Source organism: Acetobacter sp. AC2005, from assembly GCF_037901235.1.
GTDB lineage: Bacteria > Pseudomonadota > Alphaproteobacteria > Acetobacterales > Acetobacteraceae > Acetobacter > Acetobacter oryzoeni.
The window spans coordinates 19,365-40,910 of the sequence record NZ_CP149627.1 but is presented as its reverse complement, the minus strand read 5'-3'; the positions used below and the strand labels follow the sequence as shown (position 1 = coordinate 40,910).

Below are 21,546 nucleotides of genomic sequence, written 5' to 3'. Positions count from 1 at the left end.
ATTGGAGTATGGATCATGAAGCAGTCTGGTTTCTTTGATGTTGAAGAGCGGCTTGCCCGGTTGAGCGGGCTTGGCGATCAGCTCGAAGCATTTTCCCGGACTGTGGATTTTGAAGTGTTCCGCTCTGATCTGGACAAGGCTTTGGCCTATTCAGACGGGAGTAAAGGCGGGCATCCGCCATTTGATCCAGTGCTGATGTTCAAAATCCTGGTGATCCAGACGCTCAACAATTTGTCTGATGAACGGACAGAGTATCTGATCAACGACCGCCTGTCGTTCATGCGTTTCCTTGGCCTGGGGCTGTCGGACCGTGTGCCTGATGCCAAAACAGTCTGGCTGTTCCGTGAACGCCTGACCCAGGCGGGGGGCATTGAAAAACTGTTTGACCGGTTTGATGCAACTCTGCGGAACGCAGGCTATCTGCCGATCTCCGGGCAGGCCGTATCCCCGAAGACTGGCAGGACAAGCCGGCAAAGCTGTCGCACAAGGATCGTCATGCGCGATGGACGCTGAAGTTCACGAAGGCGAAGCGGCAGGATGATGGAACCATGCCCTCCAGCGATCTCGTCATTCCATTCTTTGGCTATAAATCGCAGGTATCGATAGCGGTGCCGGGTTTGATGCCATGGAGAAAGTCAGAGAAGCGCAGGCTTCGAAAACGTGCTTGTGGATCAGACCCGGTTCCCGGCATGCCGGGAACCGGGTCTATACTGTCAGGATGAACCAGGCCGGTTCGGGGCTAAAATCCCTGAGAGATCCGCCGATCGTCTCGTCTCCGTGAAGCATGAACCCGGCCCGGCCGCGCTGACGGGGCAAGAGTAACATGATTGTGGCGTCTGCTTTGAGTGAAGTTGATCGGCCACGAATGACACACCTGACTGTGACCGCAGCGTTGGTTCCCTCACCAGAAAGGATCGACCATGACATTCCGTACCATTGGTATTGATCTGGCCATTCGCGGAGATCACCTCGCTCAGATCTATGACGATGGCCGCCCTAATGGCCGTGCAATTCGTTTCAGGCATGATCAGCCCTCACTTGCCGCCTTTGTTCAGACTGCCGTGATGGGGCTGAGGGCGGATGACCACATTCAGGCCATCATGGAGCCAACCGGTATGAGCTGGTTTCCTGTTGCCCACCACCTTGCGGATGCTGGCGTCACCGTAGCCCGCGTCAAGGGAAAGCGGGTCAAGGCTCTACGCCGTTACCTTTCCGAACACGCCAAAACAGATATGGCTGATGCCCAGATCCTGGCGGCCATGCCATCATTTGGTGGACCACGCCTTGATCCAGTCCATATTCCGGATCCACGAAGCCACGCTCTTCAACGTCTGACCAAACAGAGAAGCCGCTTTCAGAACGAGATCGCGGATGCCAGGCGGCGTTTGCTTGATCTCATTCGTTGGGCATCCCCCAGGCTTGAAGCAGTCTTGCCCGACTTAGGAACGCGGCTCTCTTTGGCCCTGTTGCAGAAATGGTTTCACCCCTCGGATGTTTTGAAGGCGCGTCGTACGACGCTCGCCAAATATGTTGCAGCCCATGCGGGAGGGAACCATCCGCGCAGTGGGCCCTTTGTGGAAACGCTGATCACAGGGTTGCGTGAAGCGGCGCAATACGCTCAGGACCTTCATGGGACACACATTGATTTTTCGGAACTGCAGTTCGAGATCGCGATGGAAATTAAGAATGTTCTGGCGAAAATTCAGACTGTTGGAGATCTTGAGCGGCATATTGCTGACCTCTACAAACACCTCGACCCACAGGGTCTTGTGCTCAGTATTCCGGGTGTCGGCCGTCATCTCGCGCCGACCCTGATTGGTATCTTGCAGAACATTGAGCGGTTTCATTCTGAAAAACATTTACGGGGTTTTTGTGGCCTGTTTCCCAGAAGGGCTGATAGTGGTGGTGTGGAGCGAGCGGGCCAGACCCTGACCCAGGGTGGCAATAACCGCATCAAACAAGCACTTTATCTTGCTGCTGATACGGCACGAAAAACAGATCCTGAACTGGCAGAACTTTATTGGAGGCTGATGACAGTGAAAGGTCATCATCACAAACAGGCTTTATGGGGTCGTTTGCGGGAGGGGGCGAAATCCTACGCTAAGCTGAGAACGCGCTTCCCATAATCCCTGAGCTCGCCCTTCGGTCCGACATATCTGTATAGAGTGACGCGCTCGATCCCGAGTTCCTTGCACAGATCGGAAACAGACGTGTCGCGCTGCGCCATGGCGGCCTGGGCGAGACGCACCTGTGCTTTGGTCAGGGCGAATTTTCGCCCTCCCTTTCGTCCGCGCGCTCTGGCTGCGGCAAGGCCAGCCATGGTGCGCTCGCGGATCAGATCCCGCTCGAACTCGGCCAGAGTGGCAAAGATACCGAACACCATGCGGCCGGATGCGGTTGTGGTGTCGATCTGAGCGCCTTTTCCGGTCAGCACACGCAGGCCGATCCTGCGGTCTGACAGATCCTTCACGGTGTTGACCAGGTGGGCGAGCGAGCGCCCGAGGCGATCGAGTTTCCAGACCACCAGCACATCGCCGTCGCGCAAGGATTTGAGGCATGCAGCTAAGCCGGGCCGATCATCGCGGCTACCGGATGCACGATCATCATAAATATTACCTGGCTCGATACCGGCGGCACGCAGGGCGTCGTGCTGGAGGTCGAGGGATTGGGAACCATCGGCTTTGGAGACGCGGGCATATCCGATCAGCATGTTTCTTAAACGTTGGTTTGAAGCGGTGACGAACATGAGCACATAAGCTTGCACTATTGTGTATCTTAACCAGCATCGCAATCAAACTATCTCAAACCTTACCTTGGAAAGAATAAGGAGCATGTATGCCGCGTCGCGTGACCCTGACCGATCGACAGCGCGAGGCGCTGTTTCACTTACCGGTCGATCAAGGTGATCTGCTGCGGCACTATACCCTTAGCGATGAGGATCTCGGGCATATCCGCCAGCGCCGGCGCGCCCACAACCGTTTCGGCTTCGCGCTGCAACTGTGCGTCCTGCGCTACCCGGGCCGGGTACTCACCCCTGGCGAGCTGATCCCGGCACAGGTATCGGATTTCATCGCGGCCCAGCTCGGGCTGAGCCGTGACGATCTACTCCTCTATGCCGCGCGCGAGGAGACCCGGCATGAGCATCTGGCGGACCTACGCCGGATCTACGGCTATCGCTCCTTTTCGGGGCGGGGCGCACGGGATTTGCGCGATTGGATCGCTCGGGAAGCCGAGGCGGCGACATCGAATGAGGATCTTGCCCGTCGCTTCGTTGCAGAGTGTCGCCGCACCCGCACAATCCTTCCCGGTTTCTCAACGATTGAGCGCCTTTGTGCCGATGCACTGGTCAGGGCCGAACGCAGGATCGAAGATCGTATCGCCCATCGCATAACACCAGCCCTGAGCGAGAATTTGGCTCATCTGTTAGAGAATACGGTGGATGGTCGCATCACCCGCTTCGTATGGCTGCGACAGTTCGAAGTTGGCGCAAATTCGGCGGCGGCCAATCGGCTGATGGATCGACTGGAATATCTCCACAAGTTCGATCTTCCGGCAGATTTGCTGGACGGCGTTCCCGCGCATCGTGTGACCCGCCTTCGCCGGCAGGGCGAGCGCTATTACGCCGACGGCATGCGCGATCTGCCCGAAGGCAGGCGGCTTGCAATCCTCGCTGTCTGCACCATGGAATGGCGGTCATCTCTGGCTGATGTCATCGTGGAGACCCACGATCGCATCGTAGGCCGTCTCTATCGGGTCTCCGAACGCCTTTGCAGCACCAAGATCGCCGACGAAAAGGCGGCCGTTCGGGACACGCTGAAGTCTTTTGCTGAAATCGGTGGTGCTTTGCTTGGAGCGCAGGACGATGGCGCATCCCTGGACGGGATAATCACCACCGGTCCAGGCTGGGAACGGTTCAGAACCCTTGTCGCCACGGCCTCTGCGTTGACCAATGTGCTCGCTGCCGACCCGCTCAGCCGTGTGCTGGACGGCTATCATCGCTTCCGCCTCTATGCGCCCAGGATGCTGCGCCTGCTCGACATGCAGGCGGCGCCGATTGCCAAGCCTCTTCTGACGGCTATCGCGCTGCTACAGAGCGGGATCAAATCCGATCCTCCTATGGATTTTCTACGTCCCAACTCCAAATGGCATCGCCATCTTCGCGCTGCGCCCGCCGGCGACTACCGACTTTGGGAAATCGCGGTGCTGTTCCATATCCGCGACGCTTTCCGGTCCGGCGACATATGGCTGGCAAAATCGCGCCGCTATGGCGACCTCAAGCAGATCCTGGTCCCGCCACAGGCGATAGAGCAGACCGCGCGGTTCGCTGTGCCGCTGCAACCCGGCGAATGGCTTGCCGAGCGCAGGGCTCGACTGGATACACAACTGAAGGCGCTTGGCCGCGCGGCGCGAACCGGTACGATCCCAGGCGGCATCATCGAGAACGGCAAGCTGCACATCGACAAGCTGAAGGCTGACACACCCGAAGGCACTGAGGATCTCGTACTCGATCTCTATCAACAGCTCCCGTCCACGAGGATCACCGATTTGTTGCTGGAAGTCGATGAGCGAACCGGATTCTCCGAGGCTTTCACGCATCTGCGCACTGGCGTGCCTTGCCGCGACCAGATCGGCCTGATGAACGTGTTGTTGGCGGAAGGCGTCAATCTTGGTCTACGCAAGATGGCAGCGGCGACCAATACGCACAGCTTCTGGGAATTGCTGCGGATCGCACGCTGGCATGTCGAAGGCAGCGCCTATGATCGGGCGCTCGCCATGATCGTGGAAGCCCATGCCGCTCTGCCTATGTCCGCCTTCTGGGGACAAGGGAAATCCGCATCCAGCGACGGGCAGTTCTTCCTTGCTACCGAGCAGGGCGAAGCGATGAATCTGATCAACGCGAAATATGGCAACGTCCCAGGCCTCAAGGGATACAGCCATGTGTCCGATCAATATGCACCCTTCGCTACCCAGGTCATCCCGGCAACGGTCAGCGAGGCACCTTATATACTCGATGGGCTGCTCATGAATGACGCAGGCCGCCGCGTCCGCCAGCATTTTGCCGACACGGGTGGCTTTACCGATCATGTGTTCGCCGCCAGCTCCTTGCTCGGCTACAGGTTCGCACCGCGTATCCGAGATCTCTCTCAGAAAAGACTCTATGCCTTCACGCCCAACGCGACGCCCGCCAATGTGCGAGCGCTGGTTGGCGGCAAAATCAATGAACCGCTCATCGAGCGCAACTGGCCCGACATCCTGCGCGTCACGGCAACGATCGCAGCGGGCACCGTCGCCCCCAGCCAGATTCTTCGCAAGCTCGCTTCCTACCCGCGCCAGAATGAGCTGGCCCTCGCATTGCGGGAGATCGGTCGCATCGAGCGCACCCTGTTCATGATCGACTGGATTCTCGACGCCGGTCTCCAGCGCCAGGCTCAGATCGGTCTCAACAAGGGCGAGGCCCATCATGCCCTCAAGCGCGCCATCAGCTTCCATCGTCGAGGTGAGATACGCGACCGCTCAGGCGAAGGGCAGCACTATCGTATTGCCGGCATGAACCTGCTCGCCGCCATCATCATCTTCTGGAACACCATGAAACTCGGGGAGGTCGTGGACAGACGCGCCGTGGACGGCATCATCATCTCGCCTGATCTCCTCGCCCATGTCTCACCGCTGGGATGGGAACACATCAACCTCACCGGTGAATATCGCTGGCCTAAATCCTTAGCGTAGGATTTCGCCCCCTCCCGCAAACGACCCCTTCATGAATCTTGACGCTGTCCAGAAAATCTGGATTGCCGCCCGCACCGAACATCATCGTGTCAAGGCCGAAAACCGAAAGTATCGTTGCCCGATCCAAATGATTTATGCTCCCTGCCCAGTGGCTTTGGGCGGTCTTGCTACGGCCAACCTAAGCGCCTGTATTCTTGCTGGTTATTTCCCATAACGATCACCCCACTCTCGGCTCCAAGTGATAGCGGGGGACTGCGCGGACTATGTCCGCTATGCGAAAGGCGAGCCAACCCACTTTTATGTCCGACATGTAGGCGACTACCGCCTGTCTGCTCTGTTTCTGCTGAGCCGACAGACAGTTTAGGGAGTAAGCGGAATGTCTGGTCTGAGCGGAAAATTGAGGAAGCCGACGGTTGTGATCTCTGTTTTCTCACATAAAATAGCTTGACTTACGACAACATATCCACAAAAAAGGATATATGGATACAGAATCCGCCCTCGCTGCTCTGAGCGCCCTGTCGCAGTCCACGCGACTGGAGATCTTCCGCCTGCTGGTGCGCCACGAACCGGACGGACTACCCGCCGGAGACGTCGCGCGGCATCTCGATGTCCCGCAAAACACGATCTCGGCCCATCTCGCCACCCTGACCCGCGCCGGGCTGCTGACCTCGCAACGCCATAGCCGGCTGATCGTCTATCGCGCCTGTCTTCCGCGCCTGCGCGACCTGATGCTCTTCCTCGTCACGGACTGCTGCGCGGGCAGTCCCGAACTCTGCGCGCCCCTGGTCGCGAGCCTGTCCTCCTGCTGTCCGTCCCCGGAATCCTGCTCATGACCATCATGATCTACCACAACCCGGCCTGCGGCACGTCGCGCAACGTGCTGGCACTGATCCGCAATGCCGGGATCGAGCCCACGACCATCGAATATCTGAAAACGCCTCCCGGCCGTGCGGAACTGGTCGATCTGATCGCCCGTATGGGCGTTCCGGTGCGCTCGGTCCTGCGGGAAAAGGGCACGCCCTTTCACGAACTCGGCCTCGATAATCCGGCCCTGAGCGATGATGCGCTGATCGACGCCATGATGGCGCATCCGATCCTGATTAACCGGCCGATCGTCGTCACCCCCCTCGGTGCGGCACTCTGCCGTCCGTCCGAGACGGTTCTGGACATCCTGCCTAACCCGCAGAGAGGCGCTTTCGTCAAAGAGGACGGGGAGAAGATCGTCGATGAATCCGGCAAGCGGATCATCTGATGCTGGCGCTTCTGATTTTCGTTGCCACGCTGGTTTTTGTCATCTGGCAGCCTCGGGGGCTGGGTATCGGCTGGAGCGCAATGGCAGGTGCCGCCGTGGCCCTGGCGGCTGGTGTGATCCACTGGCACGACATTCCTGTCGTCTGGCACATCGTCTGGGACGCAACCTTTACCTTCATCGCGCTGATCGTCATCTCGCTGTTGCTGGATGAGGCCGGGTTCTTCCATTGGGCCGCCCTGCACGTCGTGCGCTGGGGCAAAGGGCGAGGCCGGACGCTATTCCCGCTGATCGTGGTGCTGGGAGCGGCCATTGCAGCGGTTTTCGCCAATGACGGCGCGGCCCTGCTGCTCACGCCCATTGTCATCGCCATCCTCACTCAACTCCGCCTCAGTCCTGCTGCGGCCCTGGCCTTTATTGTCGCCACGGGCTTCGTCGCCGATACCACCAGCCTGCCGCTGGTGATTTCCAATCTGGTGAACATTGTCAGCGCGAATTTCTTCGGCATTGCGTTCGATCGCTATGCCGCGATCATGGTCCCTGTCGATCTGGTAGCCCTTGGTGCAACGCTTGCCGTCCTGTGGCTGTGGTATCGACGGCAGGTGCCTGCGACCTATCCCGTCGCCGAACTGCCCGCACCTGCCACGGCCATTCGTGACCCTCATGTATTCCGGGCGGCATTTCCGCTACTGGCCCTCGTTCTGGCGGCCTATTTCCTGACAGCGCCGTTTCATATCCCGGTCTGTGTCGTAGCCTGCCTGGCCGCCGGAACCCTGTTACTCGTCGCCGGGTATGGCCGGGTGATCGCTGTTCGCAAGGTGCTGCGGGGCGCCCCGTGGCAGATCGTGATCTTCTCCCTGGGCATGTATCTGGTGGTGTATGGGCTGCGCAATGCCGGGCTGACCAACTATCTTGCGACCGCACTGGTCTGGCTCGGTCATCAAGGGACGTTCACGGCCACCATCGGCACCGGCTTTCTGGCGGCTGTTCTGTCGTCCATCATGAACAATATGCCGAGTGTGCTGGTCGGGGCGCTGGCGATCCAGCAGGCTCACGACATCACGCCGCTGACACGCGACCTGATGATCTATGCCAACGTCATCGGCTGCGACCTCGGACCAAAATTCACGCCGATTGGTAGTCTCGCAACACTGCTGTGGCTGCATGTGCTGGCATCCAAGAACCATCGGGTCACATGGGGGCAGTATATGAAAGTTGGACTGGCGATCACCCCGCCCGTCCTGCTGGTCACACTCGCGGCGCTGTCCCTGTGGTTGCCCTGGATCAGCCACTCGTAATGCACGAATGGACCAATATCACAATGACCGAACCTGACTTGCCGGCCCTCCACCCCGAATATCTTGAACGGGTCGATCTCGCGCGGCTGGAACCGCAACCGCGTGTGGACCATCCGCCGCGTATCCTGCTGCTCTATGGCTCTTTGCGTCCCCGATCCTTCAGCCGGTTGCTGGTGCTTGAGGCGGAACGTATCCTGAAGGTACTGGGGGCCGAGACACGGGTGTTCGACCCGACCGGCCTACCGATAGCGGATTCTGTGCCCACGACCCATCCGAAAGTGCAGGAACTGCGGGAACTCTCGATCTGGTCGGAAGGTCAGGTCTGGTGCAGCCCTGAACGGCACGGCAACATGACGGCAGTATTCAAAAACCAGATCGACTGGCTGCCTCTGACCGAAGGCTCGATCCGCCCGACGCAGGGCCGCACGCTGGCGGTCATGCAGGTTTCGGGTGGGTCGCAGAGCTTCAATTCCGTCAATGCCCTGCGGGTGCTGGGGCGGTGGATGCGGATGTTCACCATCCCCAACCAGTCCAGCGTACCAATGGCCTATACGCAGTTCGGTGACGATGACCGCATGAAGCCGTCCCCCCTCTATGACCGGATGGTGGATGTCATGGAGGAACTGATGAAGTTCACATCGCTGTTGCGCGACCGGGCCGACTACCTTGTGGACCGCTATAGCGAACGGAAGACGGAATTCCGTCTCCCGGAAAGCCTGTGAGCCGGGCAATGGCGGAACAGTTCGATGTTGTGATCGTGGGCGGTGGTCAGGCGGCACTCGCCGCATCGTATTTTCTACGACGGACCGGGCTGCGTTACGTCATTCTCGATAACGGGACGCAGGCGGGTGGTGCGTGGGTGCATGGCTGGGACTCCCTGCATCTGTTCTCGCCCGCGTCCTACAGTTCGCTCCCCGGCTGGCCGATGCCCGACACGCCCGATGGCAGCTACCCCACCCGCGACGAGGTACTTGACTATCTGCACCGCTACGAGGCGCGCTATGCGCCGCCGATCCGCCGTCCTGTGACGGTCCGACGTGTGGAACGCGCTGACCAGAAATTCCTGAATGTCCGAACGAACGCGGGTGATTTCCTCAGCCGCGCTGTCATCGGGGCGACCGGCACATGGTCTGCCCCCTTTGTTCCCGATTATCCGGGCCAAAGGTTATTTTCTGGGGCGCAAATCCATTCCTCCCATTATTGTAAAGCGGCACCTTTTACCGGCCAGCGTGTGCTCGTGGTGGGTGGGGGCAACTCCGGTGCGCAGATTATGGCGGAGCTGTCCCTTGTCGCCCAGGCAACATGGAGGGTTCGAAAAACCCTCTGGTTTTACAGCGTGTCGTCAGTTAAGCAGGATGATGATTGAGGCGAACTGCACGGCTGCGAGGAAGGTCGATTTCAGTTTATCGTAGCGGGTTGCGATAGCGCGAAACTGCTTGAGTTTATTGAAGAACCTCTCAACAAGGTTCCGTTCGCGGTAGAGAGAAAAATCGGTTTTCCGTCGTGTCGTTCTGCTGCGTTTTGGCGGGATGACCGGGGTAATCCCGCGCTGTATCAGCCGATCGATCAACCTGTCCGCGTCATACGCCTTGTCAGCAAGGAAAGCCTCCGGGTCGATGTTTTCCAGAAGCGGTTCCGCCTGGGTGATATCGGCATCCTGTCCCGGTGTGATGCCGAGTTCCACCGGATTGCCCAGAGCGTCGCAGATGGCATGGATCTTTGTAGTCAACCCGCCTCGTGATCGTCCGATGGCCTGATCCGTACCCCTTTTTTGAGAGCTCCTGCACTATGCTGATGCGCCCGGACAATTGTGCTGTCGATCATCATGTATTCGTTGTCGTGATCAGCGGCCAGATAACGAAATATCCGTTCGATGACGCCGCTTTCACACCAGCGGCGCAGACGCCGGTGCACGTTTTTCCAGTCCCCGAAACGGGCAGGAAGGTCGCGCCATGGAATGCCCGCGCGATAGCGATACAGCACCGCCTCCACGAACAGACGGTTGTCCGCCGCAGTGCCGCCGACATAGCCTTCTCGACCGGGAAGAAGATCCTTTATCCGCTCCCACTGGTCATCGCGTAAACTATAGCGCCGCATCTCTCTGTCTCCTCCAAAAAACGGGAAAACAGTCAGCACACGCAGACACAAACTACAACCCTCACGTGCCACACTCAGAGCTTAACTGACGACACGCCGTAGGTCTCTCTCTGTGATTCCCTCTTTTGTGTGATGATTGGGGGGATGGCTCATGAAACAGTCTGGTTTTTTTGATGTTGAAGAGCGGCTTGCTCGGTTGAGTGGGCTTGGTGACCAACTTGAAGCATTTTCCCGGACTGTGGATTTTGAGGCGTTCCGCCCTGATCTGGAGCAGGCTCTGGCCTATTCAGACAGGAGCAAAGGCGGCCGTCCGCCGTTTGATCCGGTGCTGATGTTCAAAATCCTAGTCATCCAGACGCTGAACAATCTGTCCGACGACCGAACGGAGTATCTGATCAATGACCGTCTCTCTTTCATGCGCTTTCTTGGTCTGGGGCTTTCGGACCGCGTTCCGGATGCCAAAACGATCTGGTTATTTCGTGAGCGTCTGACCGAGGCAGGCGCCATCCAGCAGTTGTTCGAGCGCTTTGACGCCACCCTGCGTAACGCTGGGTATCTGCCGATGTCCGGCCAGATCCTGGATGCCACGCTGGTGGCAGCGCCAAAGCAGCGCAATACCAACGGGGAGAAAGAGGATCTTCGTGAAGGGCGGATCCCACAGGACTGGCAGGACAAGCCGGCAAAGCTGTCCCACAAGGACAGGCACGCCCGCTGGACGCTGAAGTTCACGAAGGCAAAGCGGCAGGAGGACGGGACGCTCCCGGCCACGGACCTCGCCATTCCGTTCTTTGGTTACAAATCACATGTTTCCATCGATCGAAAGTTTCGACTGATCCGGAAATGGAAGACGACGGATGCCGCTGCCAGTGATGGTGCCAGACTGCGCGAGGGCCTGCTGGATAAAACCAATACGGCCTCAACGGTCTGGGCCGACACCGCATATCGCTCGAAAGCCAATGAGGACTTCATGGAAAAGGAGGGCTTTGTCTCGAAGGTTCACAGGAAAAAGCCGCATCTCAAGCCTATGCCACGCCATATCCAACGGTCCAATGCAGGGAAGTCGGTGATCCGCTCGCGTGTCGAGCATGTCTTTGCCGATCAGAAATCACAGACAGGGCTGTTCGTCCGAACAGTGGGTATCACCCGGGCCACAATGAGGATCGGCCTGGCCAATATTGTCTACAACATGCGCCGCTTCCTCTTCCTCGAGAGGTTGAATGCGGGCACGTAGTCACCCCGGTGGCGATACTCCCCGGTCTGCTCAAATCGCAGAGCAAAAATCAGGATAAGGAACCTGAAATCACGCACAAGAGCACTCAGTCAAAGGTTTTTCGAACCCTCCATCTGGCCCGCTCGGTCAGCCACCCACTCGCCGTTATCGAGCAACTGGATTACGCTGGCGCGCATTTCCGTAGTTTGGACGACCCCATCGACACTACGACCCCGCAGGGTATGTTCTCGCTGCAGGTGCTCGGCGCCGTAGCTCAGCTCGAGCGAGCGCTCATTTCCGAACGCACCAAAGCCGGTCTGTGTGCAGCCCGAAGCTGTGGGCGCGTCGGCGGCAATCCGGGCCTGCGGACTCGCGATGCAAATGCCATCCGCAAAATCCGGCAAAGTCGCAACGCCGCGTATCTCGACGCTGTTCTTGCACGCCTCGACACTTGGCTACCGATCGTGCGGCGAATGCGCCCAAGTCACCCTTGGGGTGATGTCGTACGTGTCCTGAATCGTGGACACCCTAGGTGTTTGGTCCCGGGGTTTGATGGGTTGGATTGATGATGAATCTTTCTGGCTCTGAAGTCCATATTTTGCAGACGTATTCGTAAGGCGTGAGGCCACTCAGCGTCTTGAGCCTTCGCCCGAAATTATAAGCTGCCATGAAGTCGTTGAGGTGTGTCCTCAACTGCTCATGACTGTCGTAATGGAAGCGTTTGACGGTTGCCTCTTTGATTGTCCGGTTCATCCGTTCAACCTGACCATTGGTCCAGGGATGATTGGGTTTCGTCAGACGATGTTCGATCCCGTGGGCTTCGCAGATCATGTCGAAGCGCATGGGACGCGACCAGGCCGTATTGCGATTACGGGGTTGGTCAGCGAACTGGATCCCATTGTCGGTCAGGATGGTGTGGATCCGGTAAGGGATGATGCTCAGGAGATGTTCGAGGAATTCCCAGGCCGTCTTCCGATCAGCTTTCTCGACCAGTTGTGTGACAGCGAATTTGCTTGTCCGGTCAATGGCAACGAAGAGGTACAGCTTGCCTTCAGCGGTCTGGACTTCCGCTATGTCGAGATGAAAGAACCCGATCGGGTAGCGTTTGAAGCGCTGGCGTCTGGCTTTGTCCCCCTCTATGTCCGGCAGTCGTGAAATCCCGTGACGCTGAAGGCAGCGATGCAGGGCCGAGCGTGTCAGATAGGGAATGCTGACCTGCAGGGCATAAAGGCAGTCATCCAGCGGCAGCAACGTATGCCGGCGAAAGGCCACGATCATCGCTTCGTCCGTCTCGGACAGGACCGTTGAGCGCGGCTCTTTAGGACCTGTCTTCTGATCTTCGACACTCTGTCGCTTCCGCCATTTAGCCACTGTCTTCGGGTTGATCCCGAACTCCTCGCTCAGCGCCGCGAGCGAAGCCTGCGATCGCTGTATTGCTGCTCGCACGGCGTGCGTGGTCGTGGCGCTCCCATGACGTATCTGTCCCATAATGCTTCCTTCCACTCTCGTGAAAATATCACACCATCAAACCCCGGGATTAAACACCTAACTCAATACACGTCTTCAAAGACTGATTTTGACGGCACCACTTATCCCAAGCCCTATACAGGTGGAAAGTGGAAAATCCTGATGGTAATCCCCCCATAAAAAGAGTGGCTTTTGGATGAGAATTTTCTCAGCGTAAGAAATGAGGAGATTCTGATGAAGAGTGATCGCTTTACTGACGCGCAGATTATGGGTGTGATCCGCCAGGCTGAGGGCGGCGTCCCGGTTCCTGATCTGTGTCGGGAGCATGGGATCAGCAACGCCACATTTTACCGGTGGCGGGCGAAATATGGCGGCATGGATGCTTTGATGATCAGTCAGATGAAGGCTTTGGAAGAGGAGAACCGTCGGCTGAAGCGCATGTATGCGGATCTGAGCATGCAGACGGATATCCTGAAGGAAGCCCTGGGAAAAAAATGAAGCGGCCAGCCCAGCGCCGGGAACTGGCCGCACAGGCTGTGGCGCATCATGGGGTCAGCATTGCGCTGGCCTGCCGGATTTTTGGGATATCGGAGACCTGCTTTCGCTATCGTCCACGACTGGCGGCGGAGAACGACAGGATTGCCGATCTTCTGGTAGGACTGACCCAGGTTCACAGGAGATGGGGATTTGGCCTGTGTTTCCTGTATCTGCGCAATGTGCAGGGACGTGTCTGGAATCATAAGCGGGTTTATCGGATCTATCGGGAACTGGAGTTCAACCTGCGGATTAAACCCCGCAGGCGTCTGGTTCGCGAAAAGCCTGAAAAGCTGTCGGTTCCGGCCCTTCCCAACAGGGTCTGGTCCATGGATTTCATGGCGGACAGGCTGATGGATGGACGTGCTTTTCGGCTCCTGAACATTCTGGATGATTTCAATCGTGAAGGACTGGCGATTGAGGCTGATTTTTCCCTGCCGGCCTGTCGGGTTGTCCGCTGTCTGGAGCAGGTTATGGAGTGGCGTGGCAGGCCAGAGGCTATCCGAATGGACAATGGCCCTGAATATGTCAGTCATACGTTGGTTTCATGGGCCGAAAAGCAGGGGATTACCCTGATCTATACACAACCGGGCAATCCGCAGCAGAACGCCTATATTGAACGCTACAACAGGACTGTCCGGCAGGAATGGCTGGAGCAGCATCTGTTTGAAAGCATCCAGGACGTACAGGAGGTCGCAACACAGGGCAGTTCACCTTCGGCGCGGACGCAGTGCTCGGCTTTTGAGGACAGGCAATTGTTAACGCAGCAACTCACATCTCGAAAGAGTTGGACTTGTAACGGTTTTGTGCCGGTCATCTGAGCGTTTTAAGCTTGTATCAGGAGACCGACGAAACCATGAAACATACGGAAGATTTCAAGCGCGAGGCCGTGAGGATTGCGTTGAGCAGTGGACTGTCACGCACGCGGGTTGCGACCGATCTGGGCATTGGCAAATCTACGCTGGCGAAATGGATAGTGGATTACCGTCCGGACGAGCCGGGATCGGGACAGCAGGCTGATCTGGCCCGCGAGAATGAACGTCTTCGCCTGGAGAACCGAATTCTGCGGGAGGAGAGGGAAATTCTAAAAAAAGCTACCCAGTTCTTCGCGAGCCAAAAGCTATGAGGTTCGCTTTCATCCATGGACATCGGCATGAATGGTCAATCGAGAGGCTGTGCCAAGTCCTGCGGGTCTCGGCGCGGGGTTACCGGGCCTGGACGTCCCGACCGGTCTGTCAGCACCAGCGCACCGATCTGAAAATGCTGGCGCATATTCGTGAACATTATGCCCTGAGCAACGGCTCCTACGGACGGCCGCGCATGACCATGGAACTGAGGGAAGCGGGGCTTGATGTTGGGGAACGTCGTGTTGGTCGTCTCATGAAGGACAACGGGATCCGGCCCGTACGCACCCGTCGCCACAAGGTCACGACCGACAGCCAGCACCAGTCTGGCATTGTGGCCAACCTTCTGGACGGCGACTTCCTTGCTGAAGGCCCCAACCAGAAATGGGCAGGCGATATCAGCTATATCTGGACTGCCGAGGGCTGGCTCTACCTAGCTGTCGTCATCGATCTGTTCAGTCGTCGTGTAATCGGGTGGGCTGCAAGCGGCCGGATGAAAAAGGATCTGGCCATCCGTGCCTTGGATATGGCGGTGCGGCTGCGTAACCCGGTGCCCGGCTGCATTTTCCACTCCGATCGTGGCAGCCAATACTGTTCTCATGATTTCCGGAAAAAGCTGCAGGCCCATGGAATGCTGGCTTCAATGTCCGGAAAAGGAAACTGTTTTGACAACGCCGCTGTCGAAACGTTTTTCAAAAGCCTGAAGGCAGAATGGCTCTGGAGGCAAAACTGGCCAACCCGTCGTCAGGCGGCTGCTGCCATCTTCCAGTATATCAATGGTTTCTACAATCCACGTCGACGCCATTCATATCTGGGTGGCATCAGCCCTCTCGCTTTCGAAGCAAGAGTGGCATAATCACTTCTGACCGGCACAAAACCGTTACAAGTCCAAGTGTGCGGAACACGCGGTTTGACCAATCAACATTACAGGAGATGAGATAGTGTCTTTAACAGCATCGGCCTCCGTTCAGGTCGGAAAGGGGGCAGCGGGACATGATGCTCGTCCAGCCGGCTTTGCCGCAATATTAGGCGCGCTCGGGGTCGTGTTTGGCGACATCGGCACCAGCCCGCTTTATGCGTTGCGCACGACTGCACAGGTCGTATCGGATCATGGAACCATCGCCGCGAGCGAGGTGTTGGGGGTCGAAAGCCTCCTATTCTGGACGCTGATGCTGATTGTGACGGTAAAATATGTCATTCTTGTTATGCGCGCAGACTATAATGGCGAGGGCGGCATTATCGCCCTGATGTCTCTGGCGCAGCAGACCGCGAAGCGTAGATCCGTCAAGCTTCTTCTTGGCATGACCGGTGTCATAGGAGCCTGCCTGTTCTTTGGCGATGGTATCATCTCACCAGCAGTCTCGGTCATCTCGGCAATCGAGGGCATTGAGGTTTCCTTTCCAGCCGCGAGCCATCTTGTGGTTCCGTTATCGATTGTCGTTTTGATCGGACTGTTCTCGATCCAGTTTCATGGCACGGGCAGGATTGGCATCATCTTTGGTCCGGTGATGGTGGTCTGGTTTCTGATGATCGGGATTTTGGGTGTTCTTGCGATCATTCATCATCCCGGCATTCTGCTCGCACTTTCTCCCATCTATGCAATCATGTTCATCGCCCAACATGGTTATCTGTCGTTCCTGGCCCTTGGTTCCGTAGTCCTGGCCGTGACCGGTGCCGAAGCCCTTTATGCCGATATGAGCCATTTTGGGCGCAGGCCAATTCGTGAAGCATGGTTATTTTTTGTCCTTCCCTGTCTGGCACTCAATTATTTCGGTCAGGGGGCATTGCTGATCTCTGATCCGGCAACGATCTCCAATCCGTTCTTTCTGCTGGGACCGCAATGGCTCCAGGTCCCCATGATCATCATATCGACAATTGCAACTGTCATCGCCAGCCAGGCGTGCATATCCGGTGGGTTCTCCTTGTGCCGGCAATTGATCCAACTCGGTTATGTGCCACGCATGCGAATCATACATACAAACCCCACGGAAGAGAGCCAGATATACCTGCCCGGTCTCAACCATTCGCTCATGGTGGGCGCGTTGCTTCTGGTCATCGCGTTCCGTAGTTCCGAAGCTCTGGCGTCTGCCTATGGCATCGCCGTGACCGGCACATTCCTTTGCACCTGCATTCTGGCGGCAGTTGTTTATCGGGATCGGTACAAATGGTCTCCCTGGGCGACCATCGCCGTGTTTGGCGGTTTTTTTATCATAGACGGAATTTTCTTCGCCTCGAACACATTGAAAATCATTGAGGGCGGATGGGTACCAGTCCTGCTTGCAGCGGTGCTTATCCTGATGATGTTCACGTGGAAAAAAGGACGAAGTCTCGTTCTTGCGCGGCAACAGCATGACGCTGTGCCCGTAGCGGCATTCATGGCACGCCTCCCTCATTCCCGAAGCATCATCCGCGTGCCAGGGACAGGCGTGTTCATGACCGCAAATCCTGAATTTATTCCTACATCTCTTCTTCAGAATCTCAAGCACAACAAGGTACTGCATGAGCATGTCATTCTTCTGACGGTAAAAAATCTCGATCTTCCGCAGGTGATGACTGATCAGCGCGCGGAAGTCGCGGAGGTCGCGCCGAATATTTATCGCGTCACTCTTCGTTACGGCTTCATGGAAATGCCCAACCTGCCGCCCGCGCTGGCGCAACTACAATTTGAGAGTACCGGTTTCGACGTTTCGCAGGCTTCCTACTTCGTCTCTCGCGAATTGCTTGTTCGTTCGCAGCCGTCCCATATCTCGCGTTGGCGCATGGCGCTCTTTCTTCTTATGACAAAAAACGCAACGCCTATTACCGACTTCCTGCGCATTCCACTCGATCGAGTTGTCGAACTTGGCGTCCGTATCGGGATCTGATGACCATCGCGCCGTACGAAGCGGCGTGGTATACCGACAAAAATAAGGTGCATGAAAAAATAGTATAAAATTAAAGCGAAGTTTGACCTGTTCGAACAATGTGTGATGACGATGTTGATTTTCACTGAGAACTGACCCGGGTTTTTCATCAGGAATTGACCCAGCCAGATGCTATTTCAGGCACAGTCGGGCGGGCGGTCAAGAAGAGGATCTGTCCTTTCTGTTTTTTGACGCGGCGGTGCTGGCGCGGAACCTGTAGCTGTCATTTCCTGTCTCGAGGATATGACAGTGATGGGTCAGCCGATCGAGGAGCGTCGTTGTCATCTTCGGGTCACCAAAGACGTCTCCCCATTCACTGAAGCTCAGATTGGTTGTGATGATGACACTGGTGCGCTCGTAGAGGCGGCTGAGCAGATGGAACAGCAGGGCGCCCCCAGACGCACTGAAGGGGAGATAACCGAGTTCATCAAGGATCACGAGATCCAGGCGGAGCAGCCTGTCGGCAATCTGCCCGGCCCGGTTGGCGGTCTTTTCCTGTTCGAGCGCATTGACCAGGTCGACCGTTGACCAGAAGCGCGCCTTCTTGCGGTGATGGGTGATCGCCTGGATGGCCAGCGCGGTCGCCAGGTGGGTTTTCCCGGTTCCCGGACCGCCGATCAGCACGACATTTTCAGCACGCTCGATGAAGTCCCCGCTATGGAGCTGGCGGATCATGGGCTCGTTGACCTGCGTATCGGCAAAGGAGAACCCGGACAGGTCCTTGTAGGCGGGGAACCGGGCGGTCTTTGTCTGGTAGGCGATGGAGCGCACTTCGCGTTCGGCCAGTTCCGCCTTCAGGAGTTGTGAGAGGATGGGGATGGCCGCCTCGAAGGCAGGTGCCCCCTGCTCGATGAGGTCGGCCGTGGCCTGGGACATGCCATACATCCGCAATCCACGGAGCATGACCACAAGTGAAGCAGCCGCAGGATCATGATGCATGGCGGCTGTCCCTTCGCAGGATGTCATACCGCCCTGTATCGGCGCACGGTTCGTGTTCGAGCACCAGGGCCTGTGGGGCATCGAGCCGGGGAACCACGGTTCTCTTGGCATCGATCAGGCGATGAAGCGTATTGAGAACATGGGTCTTGGTCGCCACGCCGTCTTCAAGTGCCAGTTCAACCGCGCAGAGGACAGCCTGCTCATCATGCTGCAGCACAAGGGCCAGGATTTCAGCCATTTCCCGGTCGCCTCCAGGCCGCCTGAGCAGTTGATCCTGCAGGGTCCGGAAGGCGGCTGGCAATTCGGTAAACGGTGCGCCATTGCGTAGGGCGCCCGGTTTGCGCTGGATGACCGCCAGATAATGCCGCCAGTCATACACCGTGCGGCCTGGCACACCATGCGAACGCGTGATGATCCGGTCATGCACGCACAGAACCTGCCCTTCGGCGATAATGCGCAGCCTGTCGGGATAAACCCGCAGGCTGACCGGACGATTGGCAAAGGAGGCCGGCACGCTGTAGCGGTTGCCATCGAACTGGATCAGGCAGGTTGGTGAGACGCGCTTGGTCTGTTCGACAAACCCGTCAAAGGGACGCCCCGGCACCATGAGGTGAGGACGCTCGCTAGCATGGACCTCGGCGATGCTCCGGGCCAGTTCGATATGCTGCAGCCGTTCCCAGCAGTCCAGGCAGCGGGCTTCCAGCCAGGCATTCAGCGCCCCCAGATCAGGAAAGGCAGGCAGATCCTGCCAGATCTGGCGCCGGGCATCCTGCACGGTCTTCTCGATCTGCCCTTTCTCCCATCCGGCTGCCGGATTGCAGAAGGTCGTCTCGAACAGGTAATGGCTGGCCAGGGCCATGAAGCGCAGATTGACCTGACGTGCCTTGCCAGAGCCAATCCGGTCCACAGCGGTCTTCATGTTATCAAAAATACCCCGCCGTGGCACGCCACCGAGCACGCGGAAGGCCTCGGTCAGCGCATCAAAAAGCATCTCGTGGGTCTGCAGGGGATAGGCCCTGAGTATGAAGGCCCGGCTGAAGGACAGTTTGGTGTGGGCAACCTGCAGCTTGACGCGACGGCCGGCAATGACCGCCCAGTCCTCGCCCCAGTCGAACTGGAACGCTTCCCCGGGCTGGAAGCACAGGGGCACAATGAATTGCCCCGGGTTTTGTGGAGACAGAACGACCCGAGAGGTAAGAAGGATTCATGAGCACCAAATCGAAGCGTTTTCCGCCTGAGTTTCGTGACCGTGCAGCCCGCATGGTTCTGGAGGAAGAGAAGAACCATCCTTCGCGGTGGTCTGCAGTGATGATGATAGCGCCAAAGCTGGATATTCATCCTGACACGCTGTCAAAATGGACCCGTCTGCATGAACGTGCCAATGCGCCTGCGGTGAGTGACCTGCCTGATCGAGAGAAGATCAGGCAACTGGAGCGAGAGAACCGCGAATTGCGGCAGGCCAATGAAATCCTGCGTAAGGCGTCGGCATATTTTGCCCAGGCGGAGCTCGACCGCATCTTCAAGCCATGACACGCTTCATTGAGGAGCACCGGCAGACATATGGTGTCGGGTCAATCTGCAGGGTTCTGTCGATTGCACCATCTGCCTATTATGCAACTGTTGCCAGACAGAAAAATCCGTGTGTGCGCAGCCAGAAAGACAAAGAACTGTGCGATGACATCCGTAGAGTGTGGAATAATAATTTCTGCGTCTATGGAGCGCGCAAGGTCTGGCATCAGCTCAGACGTGAAGGTCTGGATGTCGCCCGCTGCACGGTAGAGCGGCTGATGCGCCGGATGGGGCTGAAAGGCGTCATTCGTGGCAAGGGGGTCAGAACCACACGGCCTGATCCGCAACGTCCGTGTCCGCAGGATCTGGTGCAGCGCCAGTTTCATGCTCCTGCCCCCAACAGACTCTGGGTTTCGGATTTTACTTACGTTTCCACATGGCAGGGCTTTGTTTATGTGGCCTTCATCATTGATGTATTCGCACGGGTTATTGTGGGTTGGCGCGTCTCCTCAACGGCTCATACCGACTTCGTGCTGGATGCTCTCGAGCAGGCTCTGTGCCAGAGGCGACCTGAGGGAAAAGTGACCCACCATTCCGACCGCGGCTGTCAATATGTGTCCATTCGTTACACGCAAAGACTGGCTGAAGCGGGGCTCGTTGCTTCTGTCGGCAGTGTTGGGGATTCCTATGATAACGCCTTGGCAGAGACCATTAACGGACTTTACAAAACCGAACTCATCTATCGGCAGGGGCCATGGAAAAACAGGGAAGCTGTTGAACTGGCAACACTTAAATGGGTCGACTGGTTCAATAATCGGCGGCTCCTGTCCTCCATTGGAAACATCCCGCCAGCAGAAGCTGAGGCACGCTTTTATGCACAACAGAAATCACATGCATTAGCCGCTTAAATCAGATAAAAAACGTCTCCACAAAACCCGGGGCAATTCAGGATGACCAGAATTTTGAACATCAGCACCGGATCAAACGGCGGACGTCCGCCTTTACTTCCGTCCGAATAGGCTAGAGCCAGCTCCAGATCAGGGCGGAACACTTCAAAATCCACAGTCCGGGAAAAGGCCTCCAGCTGATCGCCAAGCCCGCTCAGCCGAGCAAGGCGCTCTTCAACATCAAAGAAACCAGGCTGCTTCATCTTCCACCATCCCCAATCAACGCCGAAGAAATGGAATCACACAGAACAGCTCGGAGCCAAAGGGTTTTTCGAACCCTCCAGGTTATGGCGCTGATTGCACAGCGCAGCACAGTGAACGTCAAGGGGCAGTAACCTGCACAGATACATGCACTGGTAGAAAAATGCTGGGGTTGAGGCGGTTCGGAACAATCGGACACAAAATGAGTTTCAGGCATCCATTCTTATATAATCTATTTGCTACCTATTATTTTGCTTAACGTATGGCATGGGAAAGGAGGGAATATAAAAAATAGAAGACCGGTCTATTTTTTATATGGACAGGCAATGTATTCGTCCATA

Annotated in this window: 15 protein-coding genes, 6 pseudogenes and 1 other annotated feature; of the genes and pseudogenes, 15 read left to right on the top strand and 6 right to left on the bottom strand. The window is 57.2% G+C overall.

From position 1 onward, the window contains the following. Window positions 1-12: 12 nt before the first annotated feature. Both QQM41_RS13880 and QQM41_RS13875 read left to right on the top strand, forming a co-directional pair. Window positions 13-605, top strand: a pseudogene (locus QQM41_RS13880) (transposase); the annotation flags it as partial. Between the two features lie 315 nt (window positions 606-920). Further along, window positions 921-2,126 (top strand): IS110 family transposase, encoded by a 1,206-nt coding sequence (locus QQM41_RS13875; RefSeq protein ID WP_339078255.1) that lies wholly within the window; start codon window positions 921-923, stop codon window positions 2,124-2,126. Here QQM41_RS13875 and QQM41_RS13870 read toward each other — a convergent pair. Further along, a complete protein-coding gene (locus QQM41_RS13870) occupies window positions 2,096-2,710 on the bottom strand; it encodes a recombinase family protein (protein ID WP_010512305.1) in 615 nt (204 codons plus the stop codon). The two genes, QQM41_RS13875 and QQM41_RS13870, sit on opposite strands and share 31 nt — an antisense overlap. Before the next feature lie 125 nt (window positions 2,711-2,835). On the opposite strand from QQM41_RS13870, the gene QQM41_RS13865 reads away from it, so the two are divergent. The 7 genes and pseudogenes from QQM41_RS13865 to QQM41_RS13835 form a co-directional block, all read left to right on the top strand. Then, window positions 2,836-5,727: a Tn3 family transposase gene (locus QQM41_RS13865; protein WP_339078254.1), complete on the top strand. Its 2,892-nt coding sequence runs from the start codon at window positions 2,836-2,838 to the stop codon at window positions 5,725-5,727. 31 nt (window positions 5,728-5,758) lie between these two features. Then, window positions 5,759-5,941 (top strand): hypothetical protein, encoded by a 183-nt coding sequence (locus QQM41_RS13860; protein ID WP_167506903.1) that lies wholly within the window; start codon window positions 5,759-5,761, stop codon window positions 5,939-5,941. Between the two features lie 265 nt (window positions 5,942-6,206). Then, window positions 6,207-6,560 (top strand): helix-turn-helix transcriptional regulator, encoded by a 354-nt coding sequence (locus QQM41_RS13855; protein ID WP_006115729.1) that lies wholly within the window; start codon window positions 6,207-6,209, stop codon window positions 6,558-6,560. Continuing rightward, window positions 6,557-6,979 carry an arsenate reductase (glutaredoxin) gene (gene arsC, locus QQM41_RS13850; RefSeq protein WP_006115730.1) on the top strand — a complete coding sequence of 141 codons (423 nt, stop codon included), beginning with the start codon at window positions 6,557-6,559 and terminating at the stop codon, window positions 6,977-6,979. Before QQM41_RS13855 ends, arsC begins: the two co-directional genes overlap by 4 nt. Then, window positions 6,979-8,274: an arsenic transporter gene (locus tag QQM41_RS13845; RefSeq protein WP_339078253.1), complete on the top strand. Its 1,296-nt coding sequence runs from the start codon at window positions 6,979-6,981 to the stop codon at window positions 8,272-8,274. The genes arsC and QQM41_RS13845 overlap by 1 nt, the downstream gene beginning before the upstream one ends. 23 nt (window positions 8,275-8,297) lie before the next feature. Further along, window positions 8,298-8,996 (top strand): arsenical resistance protein ArsH, encoded by a 699-nt coding sequence (gene arsH / locus QQM41_RS13840; protein WP_014095369.1) that lies wholly within the window; start codon window positions 8,298-8,300, stop codon window positions 8,994-8,996. A gap of 8 nt (window positions 8,997-9,004) precedes the next feature. Then, window positions 9,005-9,580: pseudogene (locus QQM41_RS13835) on the top strand (NAD(P)-binding domain-containing protein); the annotation flags it as partial. Between the two features lie 36 nt (window positions 9,581-9,616). Here QQM41_RS13835 and QQM41_RS13830 read toward each other — a convergent pair. Next, window positions 9,617-10,371, bottom strand: a protein-coding gene (locus QQM41_RS13830) for an IS5 family transposase (protein WP_088365012.1) whose coding sequence is annotated in 2 segments (ribosomal slippage) — window positions 9,617-10,041 and window positions 10,041-10,371 — 756 coding nt in all. Because the reading frame shifts where the segments join, the coding sequence is not laid out codon by codon here. Between the two features lie 151 nt (window positions 10,372-10,522). Here QQM41_RS13830 and QQM41_RS13825 point away from each other — a divergent pair. Then, window positions 10,523-11,602, top strand: a complete 1,080-nt coding sequence (locus tag QQM41_RS13825) for an IS5 family transposase (protein ID WP_070325589.1) — start codon at window positions 10,523-10,525, stop codon at window positions 11,600-11,602. A gap of 95 nt (window positions 11,603-11,697) precedes the next feature. Beyond that, window positions 11,698-12,108, top strand: a pseudogene (locus QQM41_RS13820) (recombinase family protein); the annotation flags it as partial. Window position 12,109: 1 nt separating this feature from the next. On the opposite strand, the gene QQM41_RS13815 reads toward QQM41_RS13820, so the two are convergent. Next, a complete protein-coding gene (locus tag QQM41_RS13815) occupies window positions 12,110-13,069 on the bottom strand; it encodes an IS481 family transposase (RefSeq protein ID WP_339078252.1) in 960 nt (319 codons plus the stop codon). A 213-nt stretch (window positions 13,070-13,282) separates the two neighbouring features. Here QQM41_RS13815 and QQM41_RS13805 point away from each other — a divergent pair. The 3 genes and pseudogenes from QQM41_RS13805 to QQM41_RS13795 all read left to right on the top strand — a co-directional run. Beyond that, window positions 13,283-14,286: pseudogene (locus QQM41_RS13805) on the top strand (IS3 family transposase); the annotation flags it as partial. A 152-nt stretch (window positions 14,287-14,438) separates the two neighbouring features. Further along, window positions 14,439-15,562, top strand: a protein-coding gene (locus QQM41_RS13800; protein ID WP_339078251.1) for an IS3 family transposase whose coding sequence is annotated in 2 segments (ribosomal slippage) — window positions 14,439-14,667 and window positions 14,667-15,562 — 1,125 coding nt in all. Because the reading frame shifts where the segments join, the coding sequence is not laid out codon by codon here. Between the two features lie 85 nt (window positions 15,563-15,647). Then, entirely contained in the window at window positions 15,648-17,570 is a 1,923-nt protein-coding gene (locus QQM41_RS13795) for a potassium transporter Kup (protein ID WP_124297972.1), read from the top strand. Window positions 17,571-17,768: 198 nt separating this feature from the next. Here QQM41_RS13795 and istB read toward each other — a convergent pair whose 3' ends face one another. Beyond that, window positions 17,769-18,548 carry an IS21-like element helper ATPase IstB gene (gene istB / locus QQM41_RS13790; RefSeq protein ID WP_064775954.1) on the bottom strand — a complete coding sequence of 260 codons (780 nt, stop codon included), beginning with the start codon at window positions 18,546-18,548 and terminating at the stop codon, window positions 17,769-17,771. Further along, a pseudogene (gene istA / locus QQM41_RS13785) lies at window positions 18,538-19,698 on the bottom strand (IS21 family transposase); the annotation flags it as partial. The gene istB and the pseudogene istA, both read right to left, overlap by 11 nt. 56 nt (window positions 19,699-19,754) lie before the next feature. Between istA and QQM41_RS13780 the strand changes: the two are divergent. Next, window positions 19,755-20,965 (top strand): IS3 family transposase gene (locus QQM41_RS13780; protein WP_339078250.1). Its coding sequence is split into 2 segments (ribosomal slippage): window positions 19,755-20,040 and window positions 20,040-20,965, totalling 1,212 coding nucleotides; the frame shifts between segments, so codons are not numbered across the junction. Then, window positions 20,033-20,149 (top strand) — a sequence feature (AL1L pseudoknot). It overlaps the preceding gene by 117 nt. A gap of 41 nt (window positions 20,966-21,006) precedes the next feature. Here the strand turns inward: QQM41_RS13780 and QQM41_RS13775 are convergent. Continuing rightward, window positions 21,007-21,207 (bottom strand): annotated as a pseudogene (locus QQM41_RS13775) (IS5/IS1182 family transposase); the annotation flags it as partial. Window positions 21,208-21,546: the final 339 nt, after the last annotated feature.

What these genes read in the sequence shown, in the direction of transcription:
- QQM41_RS13875 (WP_339078255.1), top strand. Translation starts at nt 921, where the DNA reads ATGACATTCCGTACCATTGGTATTGATCTGGCCATTCGCGGAGATCAC.
- QQM41_RS13870 (WP_010512305.1), bottom strand. Translation starts at nt 2,710, where the DNA reads ATGCTGATCGGATATGCCCGCGTCTCCAAAGCCGATGGTTCCCAATCC.
- QQM41_RS13865 (WP_339078254.1), top strand. Translation starts at nt 2,836, where the DNA reads ATGCCGCGTCGCGTGACCCTGACCGATCGACAGCGCGAGGCGCTGTTT.
- QQM41_RS13860 (WP_167506903.1), top strand. Translation starts at nt 5,759, where the DNA reads ATGAATCTTGACGCTGTCCAGAAAATCTGGATTGCCGCCCGCACCGAA.
- QQM41_RS13855 (WP_006115729.1), top strand. Translation starts at nt 6,207, where the DNA reads ATGGATACAGAATCCGCCCTCGCTGCTCTGAGCGCCCTGTCGCAGTCC.
- arsC (WP_006115730.1), top strand. Translation starts at nt 6,557, where the DNA reads ATGACCATCATGATCTACCACAACCCGGCCTGCGGCACGTCGCGCAAC.
- QQM41_RS13845 (WP_339078253.1), top strand. Translation starts at nt 6,979, where the DNA reads ATGCTGGCGCTTCTGATTTTCGTTGCCACGCTGGTTTTTGTCATCTGG.
- arsH (WP_014095369.1), top strand. Translation starts at nt 8,298, where the DNA reads ATGACCGAACCTGACTTGCCGGCCCTCCACCCCGAATATCTTGAACGG.
- QQM41_RS13825 (WP_070325589.1), top strand. Translation starts at nt 10,523, where the DNA reads ATGAAACAGTCTGGTTTTTTTGATGTTGAAGAGCGGCTTGCTCGGTTG.
- QQM41_RS13815 (WP_339078252.1), bottom strand. Translation starts at nt 13,069, where the DNA reads ATGGGACAGATACGTCATGGGAGCGCCACGACCACGCACGCCGTGCGA.
- istB (WP_064775954.1), bottom strand. Translation starts at nt 18,548, where the DNA reads ATGCATCATGATCCTGCGGCTGCTTCACTTGTGGTCATGCTCCGTGGA.